Source organism: Marinobacter sp. F3R08, from assembly GCF_018860425.1.
In the GTDB taxonomy this organism is placed as follows: domain Bacteria; phylum Pseudomonadota; class Gammaproteobacteria; order Pseudomonadales; family Oleiphilaceae; genus Marinobacter.
Map to the genome: position 1 here is coordinate 1,042,276 of NZ_JAHKPI010000014.1, position 18,247 is coordinate 1,060,522.

Annotated in this window: 18 protein-coding genes; 6 read left to right on the plus strand and 12 right to left on the minus strand. The window is 55.9% G+C overall.

Annotated elements, in window-relative coordinates; genetic code table 11:
• Positions 1-11: 11 nt before the first annotated feature.
• The 3 genes from KO499_RS07830 to KO499_RS07840 all read right to left on the minus strand — a co-directional run bounded on the left by KO499_RS07830 (position 12) and on the right by KO499_RS07840 (position 2,270).
• On the minus strand, positions 12-1,016 hold the full coding sequence (locus KO499_RS07830) for a YeiH family protein (RefSeq protein WP_215983136.1): 1,005 nt from the start codon (positions 1,014-1,016) through the stop codon (positions 12-14).
• Positions 1,017-1,175: 159 nt separating this feature from the next.
• On the minus strand, positions 1,176-1,895 hold the full coding sequence (locus KO499_RS07835) for a hypothetical protein (protein ID WP_215983137.1): 720 nt from the start codon (positions 1,893-1,895) through the stop codon (positions 1,176-1,178).
• Between the two features lie 198 nt (positions 1,896-2,093).
• Complete coding sequence (locus KO499_RS07840) at positions 2,094-2,270, minus strand: DUF1328 domain-containing protein (protein ID WP_215983138.1); 177 nt, start codon at positions 2,268-2,270, stop codon at positions 2,094-2,096.
• A 293-nt stretch (positions 2,271-2,563) separates the two neighbouring features.
• Here KO499_RS07840 and KO499_RS07845 point away from each other — a divergent pair, with 293 nt between their 5' ends.
• The gene (locus KO499_RS07845) at positions 2,564-3,577 is read left to right on the plus strand and encodes a zinc-dependent alcohol dehydrogenase family protein (protein WP_215983139.1); all 1,014 of its coding nucleotides are present in this window, start codon (positions 2,564-2,566) and stop codon (positions 3,575-3,577) included.
• Between the two features lie 33 nt (positions 3,578-3,610).
• On the opposite strand, the gene KO499_RS07850 is transcribed toward KO499_RS07845, so the two are convergent.
• The 3 genes from KO499_RS07850 to KO499_RS07860 all read right to left on the minus strand — a co-directional run bounded on the left by KO499_RS07850 (position 3,611) and on the right by KO499_RS07860 (position 7,304).
• Complete coding sequence (locus tag KO499_RS07850; protein ID WP_228339783.1) at positions 3,611-4,621, minus strand: DUF6635 family protein; 1,011 nt, start codon at positions 4,619-4,621, stop codon at positions 3,611-3,613.
• A 252-nt stretch (positions 4,622-4,873) separates the two neighbouring features.
• Entirely contained in the window at positions 4,874-5,371 is a 498-nt protein-coding gene (locus KO499_RS07855) for a DUF2780 domain-containing protein (protein WP_215983140.1), read from the minus strand.
• Positions 5,372-5,444: 73 nt separating this feature from the next.
• The gene (locus KO499_RS07860) at positions 5,445-7,304 is read right to left on the minus strand and encodes a Na/Pi symporter (RefSeq protein ID WP_323133327.1); all 1,860 of its coding nucleotides are present in this window, start codon (positions 7,302-7,304) and stop codon (positions 5,445-5,447) included.
• Between the two features lie 189 nt (positions 7,305-7,493).
• Here KO499_RS07860 and KO499_RS07865 point away from each other — a divergent pair, with 189 nt between their 5' ends.
• From KO499_RS07865 to KO499_RS07875, 3 genes are all read left to right on the plus strand, one after another.
• Positions 7,494-8,537, plus strand: coding sequence for a helix-turn-helix domain-containing protein (locus KO499_RS07865; RefSeq protein WP_215983414.1), 1,044 nt, complete (start codon positions 7,494-7,496; stop codon positions 8,535-8,537).
• Between the two features lie 265 nt (positions 8,538-8,802).
• Positions 8,803-10,335, plus strand: a complete 1,533-nt coding sequence (locus tag KO499_RS07870; protein WP_228339784.1) for a parallel beta-helix domain-containing protein — start codon at positions 8,803-8,805, stop codon at positions 10,333-10,335.
• Between the two features lie 13 nt (positions 10,336-10,348).
• On the plus strand, positions 10,349-11,629 hold the full coding sequence (locus tag KO499_RS07875; RefSeq protein WP_215983142.1) for an SO2930 family diheme c-type cytochrome: 1,281 nt from the start codon (positions 10,349-10,351) through the stop codon (positions 11,627-11,629).
• Between the two features lie 115 nt (positions 11,630-11,744).
• Here KO499_RS07875 and KO499_RS07880 read toward each other — a convergent pair whose 3' ends face one another.
• Positions 11,745-11,948, minus strand: coding sequence for a hypothetical protein (locus KO499_RS07880; protein ID WP_215983143.1), 204 nt, complete (start codon positions 11,946-11,948; stop codon positions 11,745-11,747).
• A 126-nt stretch (positions 11,949-12,074) separates the two neighbouring features.
• Between KO499_RS07880 and KO499_RS07885 the strand changes: the two genes are divergently transcribed.
• Positions 12,075-12,233, plus strand: coding sequence for a hypothetical protein (locus tag KO499_RS07885; RefSeq protein WP_215983144.1), 159 nt, complete (start codon positions 12,075-12,077; stop codon positions 12,231-12,233).
• A gap of 80 nt (positions 12,234-12,313) precedes the next feature.
• Here KO499_RS07885 and KO499_RS07890 read toward each other — a convergent pair whose 3' ends face one another.
• The 5 genes from KO499_RS07890 to ltaE form a co-directional block, all read right to left on the minus strand.
• A complete protein-coding gene (locus KO499_RS07890) occupies positions 12,314-13,723 on the minus strand; it encodes a TRAP transporter large permease (RefSeq protein WP_228339785.1) in 1,410 nt (469 codons plus the stop codon).
• Positions 13,716-14,345, minus strand: coding sequence for a TRAP transporter small permease subunit (locus KO499_RS07895; RefSeq protein ID WP_215983145.1), 630 nt, complete (start codon positions 14,343-14,345; stop codon positions 13,716-13,718). Before KO499_RS07895 ends, KO499_RS07890 begins: the two co-directional genes overlap by 8 nt.
• Positions 14,346-14,433: 88 nt before the next feature.
• Positions 14,434-15,441: a TRAP transporter substrate-binding protein DctP gene (gene dctP, locus KO499_RS07900; RefSeq protein WP_215983146.1), complete on the minus strand. Its 1,008-nt coding sequence runs from the start codon at positions 15,439-15,441 to the stop codon at positions 14,434-14,436.
• 183 nt (positions 15,442-15,624) lie between these two features.
• On the minus strand, positions 15,625-16,515 hold the full coding sequence (locus KO499_RS07905) for a patatin-like phospholipase family protein (protein ID WP_215983147.1): 891 nt from the start codon (positions 16,513-16,515) through the stop codon (positions 15,625-15,627).
• A 36-nt stretch (positions 16,516-16,551) separates the two neighbouring features.
• Positions 16,552-17,562 (minus strand): low-specificity L-threonine aldolase, encoded by a 1,011-nt coding sequence (ltaE, locus tag KO499_RS07910; protein WP_215983148.1) that lies wholly within the window; start codon positions 17,560-17,562, stop codon positions 16,552-16,554.
• A 135-nt stretch (positions 17,563-17,697) separates the two neighbouring features.
• Here ltaE and KO499_RS07915 point away from each other — a divergent pair, with 135 nt between their 5' ends.
• The gene (locus tag KO499_RS07915) at positions 17,698-18,153 is read left to right on the plus strand and encodes a GatB/YqeY domain-containing protein (protein WP_215983149.1); all 456 of its coding nucleotides are present in this window, start codon (positions 17,698-17,700) and stop codon (positions 18,151-18,153) included.
• Positions 18,154-18,247: the final 94 nt, after the last annotated feature.

Genomic DNA, 18,247 nt, shown 5'->3' on the forward strand with positions numbered 1-18,247 from the left:
GTTGATTGGCCCTATGCTGCGCCAATCAGCGCCGGCGTGACCAGAGCGCCCCCGGCGAGCAGCGCACCGAACAGGCAGAGTGCCAAAATAAATGGCTTCAGGCCCAGGTGTCGGAGCGCTTCGATCCGGGTCTGGTAGCCCAGAGCCGCCATTGCCATGGTCATGGCGACGTGCCCGGTAAATACCAGTCCACCTTGTATCGGCTGCGGCATATGCAACAGGCTGTTGAGCAAAACAACAGCGATAAAGCCAAAAGCGAACCAGGGAATGGTCAGCTTGCCACCGTCATTCTCAGCCCCGCCTTCGGTGCGGCGGTACCTTGTCCAGATCTGACCAACGATCAGAAGAAAGGGTACCAGAAGCATCACCCGAACCAGTTTCACAATAACAGCGTTAGCCAGGGCTTCCTGTCCGACAGCACCACCAGCGGCCACAACCTGAGCAACCTCGTGTACGGTCGATCCAATGTAAATTCCGTATAGTCCTTGCTCCCAGCCGAGCAGGGGATACAGCACCGGATAGATGAACATGGCCAGGGTGCCGAACAGAACCACCGTTGCTACCGCCATGGAGGTGGCGGCTGGCCGCGCGCGAATCGCGCTCTCGGTTGCCAGCACTGCCGCCGCTCCACAGATGGCACTTCCCGCGCTGGTCAGGATGGCAGTATCGCGATCAAGCTTCAGCCAGCGAGTACCCAGCCAATAACCTGCGGTCGTAATCGTGAGAACCACCAGCATATCCAGCACGATGATTTTGGGGCCAAGGCCGATTAGCTGTTGCAAGGTGAGCGAGAATCCAAACAGCACGATTCCGGTCCGTAATAACCAGCGTGCTGAAAACTGGAGGCCGGCTGAGACGCCGCTCAGTCGCTTGCTGAGCCTGAGATTTCCGATAACAAGACCCAGCAATAGCGTGAACACCAAAGGTCCCAGGCCCGTCTTTTGCACCGGCGGCAGGGCAGCCAGCCCATAACCGGCGAGTGTCAGAAATGCGCATAACCCTAATCCTCTGAACATTGCCCGCTCCTAACTTTTTGGAATATCCATATTCTATTAGGTAGCTATAAATCTGTTAACTGGATGTTTTGGGTTTTTGTAATTGGTAAAACCGATAATTGGTTCAGCATTCATCGGGCACTGAAGAGTTGGGTGTGTGGACCGGAATCCTGGCAATGCTTAACTGACCTTCTGGATAGGAGAGTAGGTGCAGTCGTTAGATTCATTGAGTTTTTTGAGTGTCTTGCGCAGTTTTCTCCGTTGCAACCAGGAGGCTTGATGCTGGGTATCCCAGGTTTCCGGTGCAAGGTCGCAAATGGTGTCATGGACGACAAGGCTGAAGCTTCGTTCTGCCCCTGTGGGAAGATCTTCCGACCCGTAGACGCCAATCAACTTGATGGTTAAGCGCTTGAACTGAATGTTCTGTGCTGGCAGTTGCCCGTCAAGTTCAATGTTCTCAGTGCTTGCAACTCGCCGGATGATTTCCCGAAACGATCCGATATGGAGGAAATCTCCGGAGTGCAAGGGACCCTGCCGGGTATTGTCACGAACACGCTCGGGAATGGGTGTCTGGGTGCGCTCAACTGCTCCCGGATTTTTGTCCTCGCTGGCACGATGGTCGTACTCACGCTCATAGTCAGTGACATCGATCGTGATGCTTCCCTGGTTGGTCTCCAGCTCAGCGATGATGTATTCCACGAAAACGGGTTCTGCGCTCATATTGCTTATGATGCACAGGGCGTCTGCGTCTTTTCGTCTGCCCCGATTGATGATGATTCGGGGCCTGCGTTGGCGCTTGTAGCCGGAGTACAGCAGTTGGGCATAGAACAGCCAGATGAAGAGTGTTCCGATGGAGGTGAGGGCTGAGATGGTTTCATAATTCTGTGATAGCCAGGTCATAGAGATTGCTCCTTAATCCCCGTATCCGGATGCAGCGTTGTTCAGGTTGGAGGTAAGCAAGCTGGAGGTAACGTGGCCTGGGAAATGCCGGGGTGATGGCCGTGGGTCGTTTCAGCGTGCCTGGTCAGACCGTGGTCTGGAAATGATGCGCCGCCGCTGCCGGAAAAGAGTGTGGAGGTGGCAGCAGCGGCCTGGTTGCTAGACTTTCGGGCCTTTGCCCCTGAGGGCGTTAGCCACCAGCGATATCACCAGCAGTGCAAGAAAGATGAAAAACAGAATCTTCGCAAAGCCGGCGGCGGCTCCAGCAATGCCACCGAAACCCAGGACACCAGCGATAACTGCGATGATCAGACAGACAATAGCCCAATAGAGCATTTTCTATCCTCCGTTCGAGAATTGTCATATTACCGTGGCATGGGGGCAGAGTGGGTGCAAGTTCCGGACGGGTTCCTGAAGGGACAGTAACCCTGTGTCCACGTGCCATCCCTGTTGGCAGCCTCCATGCTGTTCACCTCTGGTTTTCCATACCTGTAGCCTTGAACAGACTGCGACCAATGGCAGGGGTAACCGGGCCCAAAGGCGGAGTGAATTCCACGAAATCACGATTCAAACTGTGCCGATAGGTCACTCGTGTTATGCACCCCAACCAATTCCTTCTGGAGGGCTTTATGAAAGCAATGACTCTCAAACAACCTGGCGGATTGAACCACATCAGGCTCAGCGAGGAGGCTGTTGAGACGTCACCCGGGCGCGGTGAAATCAGAGTACGCATCCAGGCCAGTTCTCTGAATTACCATGACCTGCTGGTTGCTGAGGGAGCCCTGCCAACCGAAGACGATCGTATTCTGCTGTCTGACGGTGCCGGTGTGGTCGAGGCGGTCGGAGAGGGTGTCACTGAATTCAGCGTTGGTGATTCCGTTGTTTCGGTGTTTTTCCCCCAATGGCAGAGCGGGCCGGCAGGCGCGTCGGTGAGTGACTTTGCGCAGACCCCGGGTGACGGTGTTGATGGTATGGCTGCGGAAGTGGTTACCCGATCAGCCAATGCGTTCACTCATGCGCCTGAGGGCTGGACGCCTGAGCAGTCTGCAACCATCACCACGGCCGGGGTAACCGCATGGCGTGCGCTGGTGAGTGATGGTCAGCTTCAGGCAGGCGATACGATTGTCACCCTGGGGACCGGCGGCGTCTCGATTGCGGCGCTGCAGATCGCCAGGATGTCGGGTGCACGGGTGATTGCAACGTCGTCATCCGACGACAAGCTTGCAAGGCTCAGGTCACTGGGTGCGGACGAGGTCATCAACTATCGCCAAACGCCCGACTGGGGGCAAAAGGTGCTTGAACTGACCCAGGGCAGAGGTGCAAGGCAGATTATTGAGGTAGGTGGCCCCGGAACGCTCGAACAGTCGATTCAGGCGGTTGCCCCGGGCGGGCAGATTTCATTGATTGGTGTGTTGACCGGTTTTGAGGGCACGGTGCCAACGGCGGCAATGATGTTCAAACAGGTGCGTTTGCAAGGTTTGCTGGTTGGTAGTCGTAAACACCAGATGGAATATGTGAAAGCCCTTGAGGCAAACGACCGTCGCCCGGTCATCGACAAAGTGTTCCCTTTCAGCGACCTTGCCGGGGCGTTTGCCTACCAGAAAAGCGGCGCTCATTTTGGCAAGGTATGCGTGAGCTGGTGAATGTCTACCTTGCCGGATCTGGGAGCTGGCTAACTAAAGCAAGCCCGATTTGATCATGTCGAATGTGTCCAGAACCCTGGCCACAAACTGATCCTTCGGGCGGAAGCTGCTCTGGGTGCTGAGCATAACGTCCTTCTGCAGGTGATCCAGCAGTTTGTGCAGGCGGCGTCGGTGTAAGCCGAGCGCTGCCTGAACCGGATCCGATATCACGCCAGACAGAGCCGCAAATGCCGCTAAAGCGGCCATGACAGCGACCATCACGCCGGCCGTTGTGGCCAGTGAAGGCTCCGGCGGAAAGACGCTGTAGTACCACCCGCCAATGGTTTCTCCGAGGATAAAGTCCCTTGCGGCCAGGATTTTGGCCAACATGGAGGCGAGCACTATGCCGAGCCCGATGCCTCCCGGGGTAAACTTCTGGAAGGCGAACGCGCCCAGCACTGTGCAGCTGATACTGTTGGTGATGTCGGCCGACGCCGTCCGGCTCACCCGGTACTGACTGAGCGTTTCCGCGACCAGGGGCTCAATCATCTGGCTGAACTGGCGATGGTCGACAGGCCCGCTGCTATGGCGCTCATAGAGCGTTTCCAATGACCCAACCAGATAGCTTTCAAGTGTCAGGCCCTGCTGGTCGTTGTTCAACAGTTCCACCAGGATCAGGTTTGAGATGTGTTGCTGTACCCGCGTGGTCAGGCCGGCAGGCACCCGATGGGCCAGCCGGTGCAGCCACATCAGGCCTTTTCGTTCTGGCATCAGGGCCGTTATCAGCGATGCGAGGGCGTACACCGGGGCCCAGAGCAGATTGATTGGTGCCCGCAGCATGTCCCATCCCAGTGCCTTTCGGTTGGTGGCGATGGCGCCGGGAAAATGGAAATGACGGTCGATAAAAGCCGGGACCCGTGCGCGGCATTCGTCAAAATAACGTTCGATACCTGAGTGGATGGCCTGTTCTATCTCGGCTTCGGAGACGTCTCGCCCGGAGGGTATGGCCCCGGGTGTTGCTGATGGCGAGTCGCGCAAGGTATGCAAGGGAGGCTTTTCTGGCATCGTCGGTCGTTGCAGGGAAGTGGGCTGGTAGAGTGTCATCGGCGGGGATAAGACGCAATATCCCTGTCCGGTGTCTGGACGAAAAAAAAGGCGTTGCCGAATGGAATTTGGCTGCGGGAGGGCGCAATCAGGTACGTGGATATAACGTACCTGATTGAAAACCTACTGTGAGATTGCCTGCCTTCAGTCGGTTGAGGCAGGTATTCACCTCAGCTTGTCAGCTTGAATCGCGCTTGTGGACTAGCGTTTCAGCTAGCTGGCGGGTGTCCAGAGGCCTTGCAGTTGTCCGATCAAAGACGAACCAACGTCCTGGTTACCCAGAAAGCCCAGTACGATAGGGACGAATTGCTGAATCAGGCCTGAATCCATACCCAGTGCGGAGAAGGCCGACTGGACCCCGTCCATCGATGAGAGACCGGAAAGCAGGCTTCCGCTCAGGCTGCTGGTGCCTCCCAACAGGCTGTCCAGACCAGTGGCTTTGCTGGCCAGGGTGCTTATGGTGTCTGTGCCGAGCTGGTTTTTTGCGAGTTGCAGTAAGGCACTGGTGCCGCCAACTGCCTGGGTTTCAGTTACGCCAAGCTGATCCTGAATCTGGCCAACCAGCAGTTGTGCTTCACCACTGACTTCCGTTGCTGAAGAGAGCGCTTGAGTTCCCTTGGACAGGGTGTCAGTCAGGCTGACAGCGTCAACGGTAGGTGAGAGCAAATAGATGCTGGAGATCAGGAGGAATTGCTTGAGGATGGCGTTCATCTGGGTTCCTTAGGATGTACTTTTGATAGTAGTAACCTATTATTTGGGGTGAAAATCAATAAAAAAAGTGTGGTTAACCGAGACAGGTCTTTTCCTGTGCCTGTTCTTCTTCGTTCACCGACCGTTCCTCGTTTGATCTGGCGGCCTCAACATCCATGGCGGTAAGTAGCTCGCGGGTGCCTGTCAGCATGGCATCGACGGTTTCGCTGGCATAGGCGGAATCATTGAGCAGGGACGTGGCCATGGCAGCATCAATCCGCTTTTCGCCGAGAAGCTTCGTAACGCGTGAGACCATGGATTCACGGTTTACCCGCGCACGTTTGGCAATCTCATCAAGCGCCACAATGGCGGAGCTTGCGTCGTCAAACCTACCCTCGTAAAACCGGTGGGTTTCGCGGAGTACCATCGCGACTCGCAATCGAAGCTCGTTGTACTCCTTACGGATCGTGGCGTTATCTGACGCCAGGTAGATCGTGAGGTTCTTGCGCAGGTGTTTGACATGTTTGATGGCCTCAACCATTTCCGCAGCAGCATGCTGCAGACGGTAAAGTGATTCGGTTGAACTGGCCGGTGATTCGCGCGTTATCCGCCCGGAAATGAAATCAAGAATGGCGTTGTACAGGCGCTTGACCCGTTGTCGGTACACCAGGTCGATGTCAATGTCTATGCGCTCTCGCGAATGGGTGATCGTTGCCCTGAGATCATTGCTCTGTCGGATATGTTCGCGGTGCAGGTGAAGACCGTGGGCAAGGATAATGAAGGCCTGATCGAACAGGTGCCAGACTTCCCTGCGCACCGCCACGTTGGCGCTATCGGGAGAATCCATCGCAGCGGGATTGAGGTACCGGGGCTGCGCGGCGAGTTCTTCCTCCCGCTCCGGTAACCAGTGCTCCAGGGTGCGCGCCATCCTTGAGATCAGTGGAAGCATGATGATCACGCCCAGGCAGTTGAACAGGGTGTGGAACAGAGCGAGCTTGACGGTATAGTCATCAGCGGCAATCGGCAGGAGGGTCGACAAGGTATCCACGGACCAGCGCAGGGGTTCAATCAGTGTCAGGGCGATCACCGCCGTTGCTGCATTGAACAGGAGATGGGCGCCGGCCAGACGTTTACCAGTGATATTGGCGCCGAGGCCGCCAAGCAGGGCGGTGACCGTGGTACCGATATTGGCACCAATAGCCAATGCCAAGGCGTTGTCGTAGGTAATCTGGCCGGTGGCCAGACCCGCCAGGGTGAGAGCCAGCGTAGCGTGGCTCGATTGCATAATGACCGTTGCCAGGATTCCGAGCCCGGTATACACGAGAAGCCCGGGAACGCCGGCCATGGCATATTCACGCAAATCGACCGCCGACTGGTAGCTTTCGAACCCCTCTTTCATGAAATCGATGCCGAGAAACAGAAACCCTAGACCGGCGAGAATGGCCCCGAAGGCTTTCAATGTGCGCGATTGCTGAAAGTTCAGTACCACGCCAAAGACAAGCATTGGCAATGCGAAAACCGACAGACTCATTTTCATGCCGATGGTGGCGAACAGCCACGCGCCGGTTGTGGTGCCCAGATTGGCGCCGAAAATAATGCCGATACCGGTGATCAGGGGGAGCAGGCCTGCGCTCAGGAATGAGATGGTGATGACCGATACCAGAGAGCTGGATTGCATGATGGCGGTGCTGACAATGCCGAAGCCCAGGCTCTTCGGAAGGGTGTCTGTTGTGCGCCGCAGAATACTCTCAAGAAACCCGCCGGTGAACTGGCGAAACCCTTTCTCGAGGGAGAGCATGCCAGACAAAAAGATCGCAACGCCTGCAGCGATGTGTTTGAACTCGGGGCTTGCCCAGAGAGCAAAGGCGAGAAGAGCGAGTGTTATGACGAGGATAACCTGGCGGAAGATCATTGGCTTCCGCCCCTCTGTGCTGGCATGGGCTTGGCTAGGCACAATAAGGGCGCGACTCCTTGTTATGGCAGGGGTTCACTCAGATAATTACTTTGGCACATTTCTGAATGGTTTATTGTTTTATTTGAACTGGCGGTGCCTGGCACAGTAATGTTTGACCAACGGCAGGTCGCCCGGTTTGTCTCCTGGACTGTTGAACCGTCTGATAATAACAAAAGGGTAAAAAAAGTGATGTTACTAACCGGCTTCGGGCTTGGTTGCCTGTTGCCCCTGTTTGTAATCACGCTGAGGGACTTCCGGCATTTGTTGGTGGGTCAACTCTTCCTGATAGTGATCATTGCGTCTGTGGCCTTTCTGATTGATCCCTTGATGCCCTTGCAATGGCGCTGGATTACCTCTGATCTGCAAACCGCCTTGCCATGTCTGTTCTGGTTCTTGTGTCAGTTGATTTTTGCGCCGCGACTGCGCTTGAAGTCTGTATGGGCGGCGATGGCGATATACAGTTTCCTGGCACCCGCTCTGGCGCGGCCGTTTGTGGTATCCGATGGTTCCTGGACACTGGACGTCTTTCTGGGCTGGCGATTGGGGCAGTTCTTTGAATACGTTGTGGTGTTGCATGGTCTGAGTCTGGTTATCCGGTACTGGCGTAATGATCTGGTGGAGGCCCGCAGAAAGGCCCGTTTGGCTTTTCTTCTGATTGTCGGCAGCGCAGTGGGGGTCGCCACGGTAAGCCTGAATTTCGGGCTGTATCATGAATATATCCGGGGGATCATCACCGGGCTGGCAGCGTTCACAACACTCACCTGTCTGGTCACCTCACGAGAGGGCATACTTGAACTTGTGGGCAGCCGTGCGGATGCGGAGTTACCCCGGGAACAGTGCAGCCGAGCGCCAGAGACAGATCAGAAAAGTGTCATTCCGGCACAGCAGGAAATGGATTCGGAGGTACTTGGCCGGGTTATGGCGTCGGGTTTTTATCGAACCGAAAAGCTCACGCTCAAGAAACTTTCGGAAGCCACTGACATCCCCGAGTATCGTTTGCGCAAAGTCATCAATCAGACTCTCGGCTACCGCAATTTCAATGATTACATCAATCAGTTGCGGGTGGCCGATGCCGCTGCGCGATTGCGTTTGGAGCCTGAAACGCCGGTGCTCAATATCTCTCTGGATGTTGGTTATCGCACCCTCAGTTCGTTCAACCGGGCGTTCAGGGATATTCAGAACACCACTCCGACAGAGTTCCGTCAGCAATGTCCCGAGCCTGAGGTTCGCTGATCAAATCCTGAAATCCCGGTGATTTCAGGATTTGCAAAGTCCCCACCGTTTTGCCTCGCTATCCCTTGCGAATCAGGCCTTTTCAGAATTTGCACAGGGGTTGTGGTTTTCTGCATATAGGTTGTTCTCGCTTACTGATCTCATGCTGCCTAGTGTCGTTCTGTACGTTGCGTTTCGTAAGGAAGCGCACGAATAACAACACAATCAAGCAGAGGTCGTGATGCGCCAGGCAAACACAGGAACGAAACTACTTTTGGTGACCGCCATGTCGAGTGGGCTGCTACTCGTCGGTTGCGGGGGGGACGACGGCAAGGATGGGGCAGACGGGAAATCTGCTGATGTCACCGCCCAGTTGGCTGTGACCACCTCCGGTTTCTCCATTCCAGAGGACGCCATTCTGGTAGCGCCAGAGGCAACGGATGGTGATGACATTACCGAAGCGTTGTCAGTGGCGTTGTTTGATTTGCCGGATGACGCTCTGGTTGTTTTGCCGAAAGGGCGGTTTGTGGTGACCGAGAGTATTGTGGTTAACAGCGCTAGCGGGCTTACGCTTACCGGGTACGGCATTAACGAAACGGCCCTTGATTTCAGTGCCTCCAACGGGGATGACGCCTTTCGTTTCCAGGGGGGGAATGGCATTAGCGTGCGTGATTTCGGCGTCTATGAGGCACCCAAGAACGGGATAAAGGCTACCAATGTGAACGGCATTCACATGACCTTTACCGCCACCGTTTGGGAAGGTGATCTGGAAGCCAGCAACGGCGCTTATGGCCTGTATCCGCTCAAGAGCCAGAACGTGCTCCTGGAGAACAATTATGCCTTCGGTTCTGCCGATGCCGGCATCTATGTTGGGCAGTCCGAAAATATAGTGGTGCGCAACAATACAGCCAAACAGAACGTCGCTGGTATTGAAATAGAAAACTCTACGATGGCGGATGTGTACAACAACATCGCGGTGGGTAATTCCGGGGGTATTCTGGTATTTGACCTGCCGGGACTGGATAAGGCCTATGGTGGCAATGTGCGCGTCTTCAATAATCAGGCATACAGCAACAACGCAGAGAACGTGGGTGCTGGTGTGGTTGGTATGGTGCCGCCGGGAACGGGTGCCCTCGTTCTCGCCACGAGCGATGTGGAAATCTATAACAACCGGATTACTGACAACGCCACCACGGCGGTAGCGATCACCAGTTACCTGCTCGTTGACGACGACCTGGCCAGCTATCCGGCGAACTACGGTGCCACCATGGGGAATGGCTGGAGTCCGACGCTCAAGAATGTCTACCTGCACAACAACACCATTGCCCGTAACGGTGCCAACCCACAGGGTGCACTTCTCCAGCCCGTTATTGATGGCTACAGCTCTAACCTGAACAGCAAAGGGGCACCGCAGACGTTTCCGGCATTTTTGTACGATGGCATCGGTGAGTTGCTATCAAACGCCGGTGAGCTTGCTGGCTTCAATGCGCTTGTGGGTATCGATGCGCAAGCTGATGGCGTGAATTACGACCCGTATGGCGTGGGTGACCAGGTTTGTGCCAATAGCAACATCAATGGCAATCCGGCGCCTGACTATGACGCGGTTAACACAGGGCTGGTTTATCCCGATGACCCCACCGACGTGACTTTGGTAGACGGTGCCGGTAATCCGCTCCCGCATCTACTGATTGATCAGATGGTCAACAACACCTATCTGAACTGCGTTCAACCGCGACTGGCACCGGCGGTGGTTAATTTCCGGAACAACATTTATGGCTGTTCCGGAGATGACCTGGCGGAAGCGGCCTGTGCGCTCTAAGAGAGGGACTCCAATGAAACACGATAAGAAAGCGATTGGCGTGGCCCTGGTATCGTCCATTTTTATAGCGGCCTGTGGCGGCGGAGGTGGTGATTCTTCGGGCACCGACGCTGCCGCTCCCCCCAGCAATGTCCTGAACTTTGGCGCAGGTTCGCCAACGGGAAGCGAGGGTAGTTGCAGTGCGGTAACGGATGGCGTCAACTGGGATGCGTTGATGACGGAGGTCTGCCCCAGGCTCTCTGACTATAACCTGTTTACCAATGCGGGTGATCCAACCGCCGGGCCAACCCGGGGAGGAGTGCCTTATGATCTCTCTACCTCGTTGTTCTCGGATTACACCAGCAAGTACCGTTTCGTGTTTGTGCCGGAGGGGGCGGCGGTCGGTTATACCCCGTCTGAAGCCCTGGACTTCCCGGTTGGTACAGTGATCACCAAGACCTTCGCCTTGCCAGAAAACACAGCGATGCGCGACGGTGCAGAGTTGGTCATCGAGACCCGGTTGCTTATTCATCGGGCTGATGGCTGGATTGCCTTGCCCTATTATTGGTCTTCGGAATCCGATGCGACATTGGCGATTGCCGGTAAACGCCTGACCGGCCTGACAACCGTCAATAATCAGGGGCAAACGCTCAGCTTTGATTATTCGGTTCCAAAGGCCGCGGATTGCACTTCCTGCCATTCCATTGTGCCGGATCTGGCAGGGCCGGATGATCAGCGCGAGCAGGTCTTTCTGCCGATCGGGCCCAAGGCCCGATATCTGAACAAGGACGTTACCTATCCGGATGGGACCGTTTATAACCAGCTCCAGTATTGGGCTGAGGGCGAGTTGCTCAGTGGTTTGCCTGCGGACTTCAACCAAGTGGAGAAGGCGGCAGTGTTTAACGACGAGACGAATATTTCTTCCATCAGCAGCAGTGAACTGAACGCTAAGGCCCGGGCCTATCTGGACATCAACTGTGCTCACTGTCACCGGGCTGATCTGACGCTCCCGCCAGACTATGCCGGACCAGCGGGCAGTAGCGGGGTGCAGTTGGAATACAATCGAAACTATGATGATTCGCCTGGCAAGTTTGGCGTGTGCAAGGATCCCGTGGCAGGGGGCAAGGAAGGGTATCCCTACGATGTCATTCCGGGAAACGCAGATGAGTCTTACCTGCTCTTCCGGACAGAAACCACGGACAGCCGCCACAAGATGCCAGAGCTGGGCCGCAGCACAGTGCATCGAGAAGGCGTTGAGCTGCTCCGCAGCTGGATTAACCAGTTACCACGCGCAAGCTGCTCGCCTGACCCGTAACCTGTTGATTTGAAATCCCGGGCGCGGATCGCACCAGACGGGCCGTTGTTGCAGCCCTCCGGTGCGATCCTGGCTCCGGCTTTTCCGATCAGAAATGGACTGGCGTTCTCACGCTTTATAGCTCGATAAATCGCGGTACCACCATGAGCCCGATACCCACTGCCAGCATTTCCAAGGTGCTGCTTGCCAGGTAGGGGTACAGAGCGAGCGCAATGCCACAGTACCGGGTGACAATATTTCTGCTTCGTCGCCCATGCATGAAGTACCCGAAACCGATGCAGCCGAACAGCAGCGCCAGGAATATGTCAGCGATTTCCATGGGATGAAGTCCTCCGGTACATCCGATTGTTTCAACAGAAGGTTAGAGTCTGAGCAATTTTTAGGCATTTCTGGCATAATGAACACCTTATGTTAGCAATCAACTCCTCCTGAACTGGAAATCACTATGAGTAAGAAAGCCGAGAAGGTAACCCTGACGTCTGCCACGATTGAAGAACAGACCGCTGCGTTTCTGAAGGCCGGTGGGTCTGTTGAATACGTCGGCAAGGGCAAAAGCGGACAAGTGGCACCCACGGGTTCCAAGCAGATCAGCCTCAAAAAGTAGCCATGGTGTGTTCCGCACCATGGCCGGGACTACGTCGATTGGGTGCTGATCTGGCACTGGCCGTTACGACCGGCGAGTCCTTAGCCGTACCCCATCTGGCCTGGCAACCACAATACAATGCCGGGTAGGGCGATCAGCGCGGCTATGGTGAGAACATCTGCCACAAAGAAGGGCGTGCAACCCCGGAACACGTCCTGTACCGAGCACTCAGGGCGAACGCCGGCCACCACAAAGCAATTCAGTCCGATGGGTGGCGTAATCAGGCAAAGTTCCGCCATTTTCACCACGATAATGCCAAACCAGATAGCGCATCCGGTTCCTGAGACCCCAAACGCCGATTCAGCTGCCGTGACATCGATGCCACCGTTCAGGGCAATGACTGCCGGATAGACCACGGGTAAGGTCAGCAGGAGCATGCCGATGGCATCCATGAACATACCCAGAACGGCATAGGCACAAAGGATGAGCAGCAGTGTCAGTAACGGACTCTGGTCCAGACTGACGATCCAGTCTGAGAACGCACTGGGCAGATCCGCAAAGCCAAGAAAGCGCACATAGATCAGTACGCCCCAGATGATGGCAAAAATCATGGCTGACAATTTGGCCGTTTCCATCAGCGAGGCTTTGAGTTCTGGCCAGCGGCTGCCGTTATAGAGTGCCATGCAGAGAATCACAAAGGCGCCCAGGGCACCGGCCTCCGTTGGTGTGCCCACACCACCGTAGATACAAACCATGATGATGCCAATCACCACGAAAATCGGCAGGGCGCCGGGAACCGATTCGAAGCGTTGTTTCCAGGTGTAGCCCCGCACCGGTGGACCGAAGTTTTTGCGGGTCATCGCCATAAATATGACAAGCGCGCCGTAAATCAGCGCCGAAAAGGCACCCGGCAGGAACCCGGCCATCAGCAGGGCGCCGACGTCCTGTTCCACAATGATGGCGTAGATGACGAGGATGGCTGAGGGCGGAATGAGCGACGCCAGGGTGCCGCCGGCGGCAACCACGCCAGCGGCAAAGCGCTTGTCATAGCCCAGTTTCAGCATTTCGGGTACGGCGATGCGTGCAAACACCGCGGACGTTGCGACCGATGCGCCTGAAACAGCGGCGAAACCCGCGGTGGAAAACACTGTCGCCACCCCCATTCCCCCTGGCAACCAGCCAACCCAGCGCTTGGCGGCTTCGAAAAGGGATTTGGTGAGGCCTGCGTGATAGGCCAGAAAACCGATCAGGATAAAGGCCGGAATCAATGACAGGGCGAGCGAGGATACTTTGGAATGAGGAATGGTGCCGGCCATCTTGACGGCGACCAGGAAGCCCCGCTCGAATCCGAGTTTGGCGGAGAAAATCCACACCAGTCCCAGAAAACCCGCCGTTGCTGCGGCGAAGGCAACCCGAACGCCGAGCAGAACAAAGACCAGCATTGCTCCGGAGACCCAAAGGCCAATCTCGATGGAATCCATGTTACCCATGGCTTGAAAAAGGTCAGTCATGGTTAGTCTTGTCCTCGTGGCCGCTAACGGTACTGGCTTCCCGGGCTGCAATTTCGGCGGCGGACTCTACCAGTGGCACCGCCACAGGCTTGTCGCCACCCTGCCTGAGCGCACGGATGTAACCCCAGAGCTGCAAAAGCAGTCGTAGCGTCAGGATGGTCAGGGCCACAGGAACCACCAGCTTGGCTGGCCAGGTTGGCAGATTGATGTCCAGTGATGAGTCGCCGATGGAGTAGGCTCGCCAGAAATGCATGTAGCTGCCGTAGATCAGCACGGAAGTGATCATCAGCATTAACAGGGTTGTGATCATCTCGGTGAACCACAGGTAGCGGCCCCGGAATTTACCAACCAGAATGTCCATGCGGATATGACCGCCCATCCGTTGGGTGTAGGCAATACCGAGAAAGGCAATGAACGCCATCGCCTGCTCGACCCAGTCAACGTAACCACTGATCGGCGCTGAAAAAAGCCAACGGCCCAGAATATTCACGGTGGCCAGCAAGACCAGCAGGAAAATTGCGAAACCGCCGGCCAGGGTGAGTATGGATTCCAGCCGGAAAAACAGGCGATCCAGACGGCTCAGCGTAGAGTTGTCAGCCAGCACTGATGCTGCTGCGGACATGTCAGCCTCCAGGTGAGGGGTTATTCAGATTCCGGAACCCCGGAGGAGCCCGATAGCATTGAATCGGATTCCTCCGGGCTCGGGCCGGTTAATGTTCAGCGAAGAGCTTGGCTGTGTAATCGAAGACAGCCTTGGCATCAAACTGGCCCTTGTGGGTTTCGATCCACTCCTGACGAACCGATTCTGCCAGTTCGTTGAGTTTGGCCGTCTGCTCGGGAGTGAAGGTGACTTCGGTAATGTTTGCTTCGTCCTTGACGGTTTCAAATCTGGCGGTGGTGTTCTGTTCGTAGTTTTCCACGTAGTAGTCGAGAGCTTCCTCGACCGAGCCCAGCAGTGCCTCGCGGTGCTCTGGCTCAAGCATTTCCAGCGCTTCAGTGTTGACGACCACCGGGCAGTTGGCAGAGCCAAGGTTCAGGTTGGTGGTTGCCCATTGGCCCACTTTGTAGGTTGTGGTTGCCAGATGTGCATGGGGGGCAAAGGAGGCAGCGTCAATGACGCCAGAGTCCATGGCCTGGCGCACTTCTGAAAACGGTACGCCGGTTTTGACCGCGCCCAGTTTGCCCAGGACGCCCATGATTCCTCCGGGGCCCCGAATGCGCATGCCTTCGAAATCTGCCAGCGTCTCCAGGGGCTCACTTTTGCCAACAATGTTGTATTGAGGCAGCGGCGTGGGCATCAGCAGGGTGGCGTTCCAGCGTGCCAGATCTTTTTTAACCTCGGGATGTTTAAACACCTGGGTGTAAATTTCGCTGATCCGAGCCAGTGAGACATCCTGAGAAAAAGGCAGTTCGGTGACTGTGATGGTCGGGTTCTTGTCGGTGTGGTAGAAGGAGCAGAATTGCGCCATCTCGAAGGCACCAAAGGATATGCCGTCGAGGTTTTCACGAGCCTTGGATAAACCACCGTATGAGATATTGAGGGTGAACTCACCGTCGGTTTTGGCTTCGACCAGTTCGGCCAGTTTTTCAACGTTTTCGGTGAAAGCGCGGCGTTTCCCCCATAACGAAACGTTCCACTCAGTGGCCGCATGGACATCGGCAGCAACGAAACTGACTGCGACTACGGAGGCGGCGAGGGCGGTTTTTATGGTTCTCATGGTGTGTCCTTATGGTTGTTTATTGTTTGTCGATCTTAGCCTTCATGGCCCAGACGGTTGCCTTGATTGAGCAAACCGAGCGCCACGATTTGCTTCAGGAAAGCTTAGGTCAGGTCGTTCAGGTTCTAAAGTAGTCTATTGGTAGCATAAAACCGGGAAACCTGCCTGTGGCGTTTCGGTGGACTATCGATGGCGCTCAGTAAATCCCTTTTTTTTGAGATCTTTAAGGATCTCGGGCACTTTGAAGGGCATGAGGGTTTTGGTTGTTCTCAGGAGGCTGATGGCGACATGCATCCGTTTGTACCAGAGAACCCGGCGGATCTTTTTCTTCATGGGGTGGTAGCCTTCCAGGTACAGTTCTTCAACACGCTCTGCGTTGTTGGTGAGACTGTAGTCGCTGAGGTCCAGTGGTACCGCTATGTCGGCGTTCTTCAACTGCTTTCGGGTGTTGAAATCGATACCAATATTGATGGCGTTGGTGATGACATCAAAGGTGTTATCCGGTTTTGGATAACGGCTGACATGGCTAAGGTCAATGGCCACGGTGATTCCGGCTCCCATGCTCTGCAAGGGTGAAATCGGCACGTTTTCGACCAGTCCGCCGTCCACCAGTATCTGCCCATCGATCTCTACCGGCACAAACAGGCCGGGTACTGCCATGGATGCGCAGACGACATCTGCCAGATTACCTTCCCGAAAGATCAGCTGCCCGCCGGTTTCAATATTCGTTGCGCAGATAGCCAGTGGAATTTGGGCATCTTCAATCCGGACATCTCCCAGATCCCGGTGGATCATCTCCCGAATGGCATTGGTGCTGAACAGGCCTCCGCGCTCGAAGGTGAAATTGATGATTTTCGAGAGGTTCAGAGTTGAACAGATAGACAGGATCGACTCTGCCGGCCGGCCGAAGGCGTAGTAGGCGGCGATCAGTGCGCCTGCGCTGGTACCTGAAATGCAGTGAATCTTGATTTGCTCTTCTTCGAAGGCTTTCAGTACGCCAATGTGGGCAATCCCTTTTGCGGCGCCGCCTCCGAGAGCCAGACCGATACGGGTGTTAAAGGGGTTGGGTTTCATGGGCGCGGGCCTTTAACGTGGCATGGATGAGCAGGATCAAGAGCGGTAAAACTGCCGGATGCACTCCAGCAAGACATCTATATCCTGCCGGCTGACATCCTGGTGCGTCACGAAGCGGACAGGGTCTCCTGCAGTTATCAGGATACCCTGGTTCAACAGGTAGTCACGAAGCTGCGGGGCCTGGCCGGCCCGGCATCGGGCGTAGACGATGTTGGTCTGGGTGCTGGCAGGGTTGATGTCCAGTTGCGGAATCGCGGCGAGGCCGGCACTCAGGTATGCCGCGTTCTCATGATCCTCGTGCAGTCGCAGCGGGCCCTGAGTCAGTGCGATTTGCCCGGCGGCCGCCAGTATACCGGCCTGGCGCATGCCGCCACCCACCATTTTGCGCAGGCGTGTTGCGCGGTCGATAAAGGCGCTTGTACCCAGAAGCAGCGACCCGACGGGTGCGCCCAGGCCTTTCGAGAGGCAGACGCTGACCGAATCGTAGTATTTGGTTATTTCGGTGACATCGCAGCCGGATTTTACTGAGGCATTGAATATCCGGGCGCCATCAAGGTGCAGCTGAAGTCCATGGTCGTCGCAAAAGGCGCGAGCCTGTTGCTGATAGTCCAATGACAGCACCTTGCCACCGATAGTGTTTTCCAGCGAGAGCAGACGGGTGATGGCAAAATGAAAGTCATTGGCTTTGATAGCGGCTCGGGCTTTGTCCAGATCTATGCTGCCGTCCGGTTCGTTGTCGATCGGCTGCGGTTGTACGCTGCCGAGTACTGCGGCGCCGCCGCCTTCATAGCGATAGTTATGTGCCGACTGGCCGCAAAGGTATTCGTCGCCCCGGCCGCAATGGCTCATGATCGCCAGCAGATTGGCCTGGGTGCCGGTGGCGGTAAACAATGCGGCTTCGAACCCGAGCCGTTCGGCAGCGTGGGCCTGCAGGCTGTTTACGGTAGGGTCATCACCATATACGTCATCTCCTACTTCGGCGCTGGCCATGGCCTCGCGCATCTCTGCGGTAGGCCGGGTAACAGTGTCGCTGCGAAAATCGATCATGGTGGTGGCGCCTCGTGAGTCGTCAGAATGACTGCATTTTACAGGGCGGCATGGATCATGGAATGCCTGCCCTTTGTATTATTCGGATTCTGCCCCCATAAAGCAGAAACCAACCCAAAGAAAAGGAGCCCGATGATGACAGCACCCGCACTCAAGGAACAACTGAACAGCGCCGTAAAAGAGGCTATGAGGAACAAGGATAAAACCCGCCTTGTTACCCTTCGTATGGCGCAGGCCGCGGTCAAGCAGATTGAAATTGATGAACGCCGCGAGTTGGCTGATGAGGATATTCTGAAGGTGCTGGACAAGATGCTTAAACAGCGCCGGGATGCGGCCAGTCAGTATGACGATGCCGGGCGCACGGAGTTGGGCGATAAGGAGCGAGCGGAGATGGTTATCATCGAGGAATTCATGCCTGCAGCCCTCACTGAGGATGATCTGGATGCCCTGATTCTCCAGGCTGTCAGCTCTGCAGATGCCAAAGGCATGCAGGATATGGGACGAGTCATGAATGAGTTGCGGCCGCAGGTGCTTGGCCGGGTGGATATGGGACATCTGAGCAAGAAGGTTCGGGCTGCGCTGGCAGGCTAGAGCTGCACCGCCGGCGCTGATTGGCGGCGCCTCACGTCCGTGCCCGGCTCTCATTGCCGGGCACGGCTTTTCCAACCTTCGCAGTCACTCTATT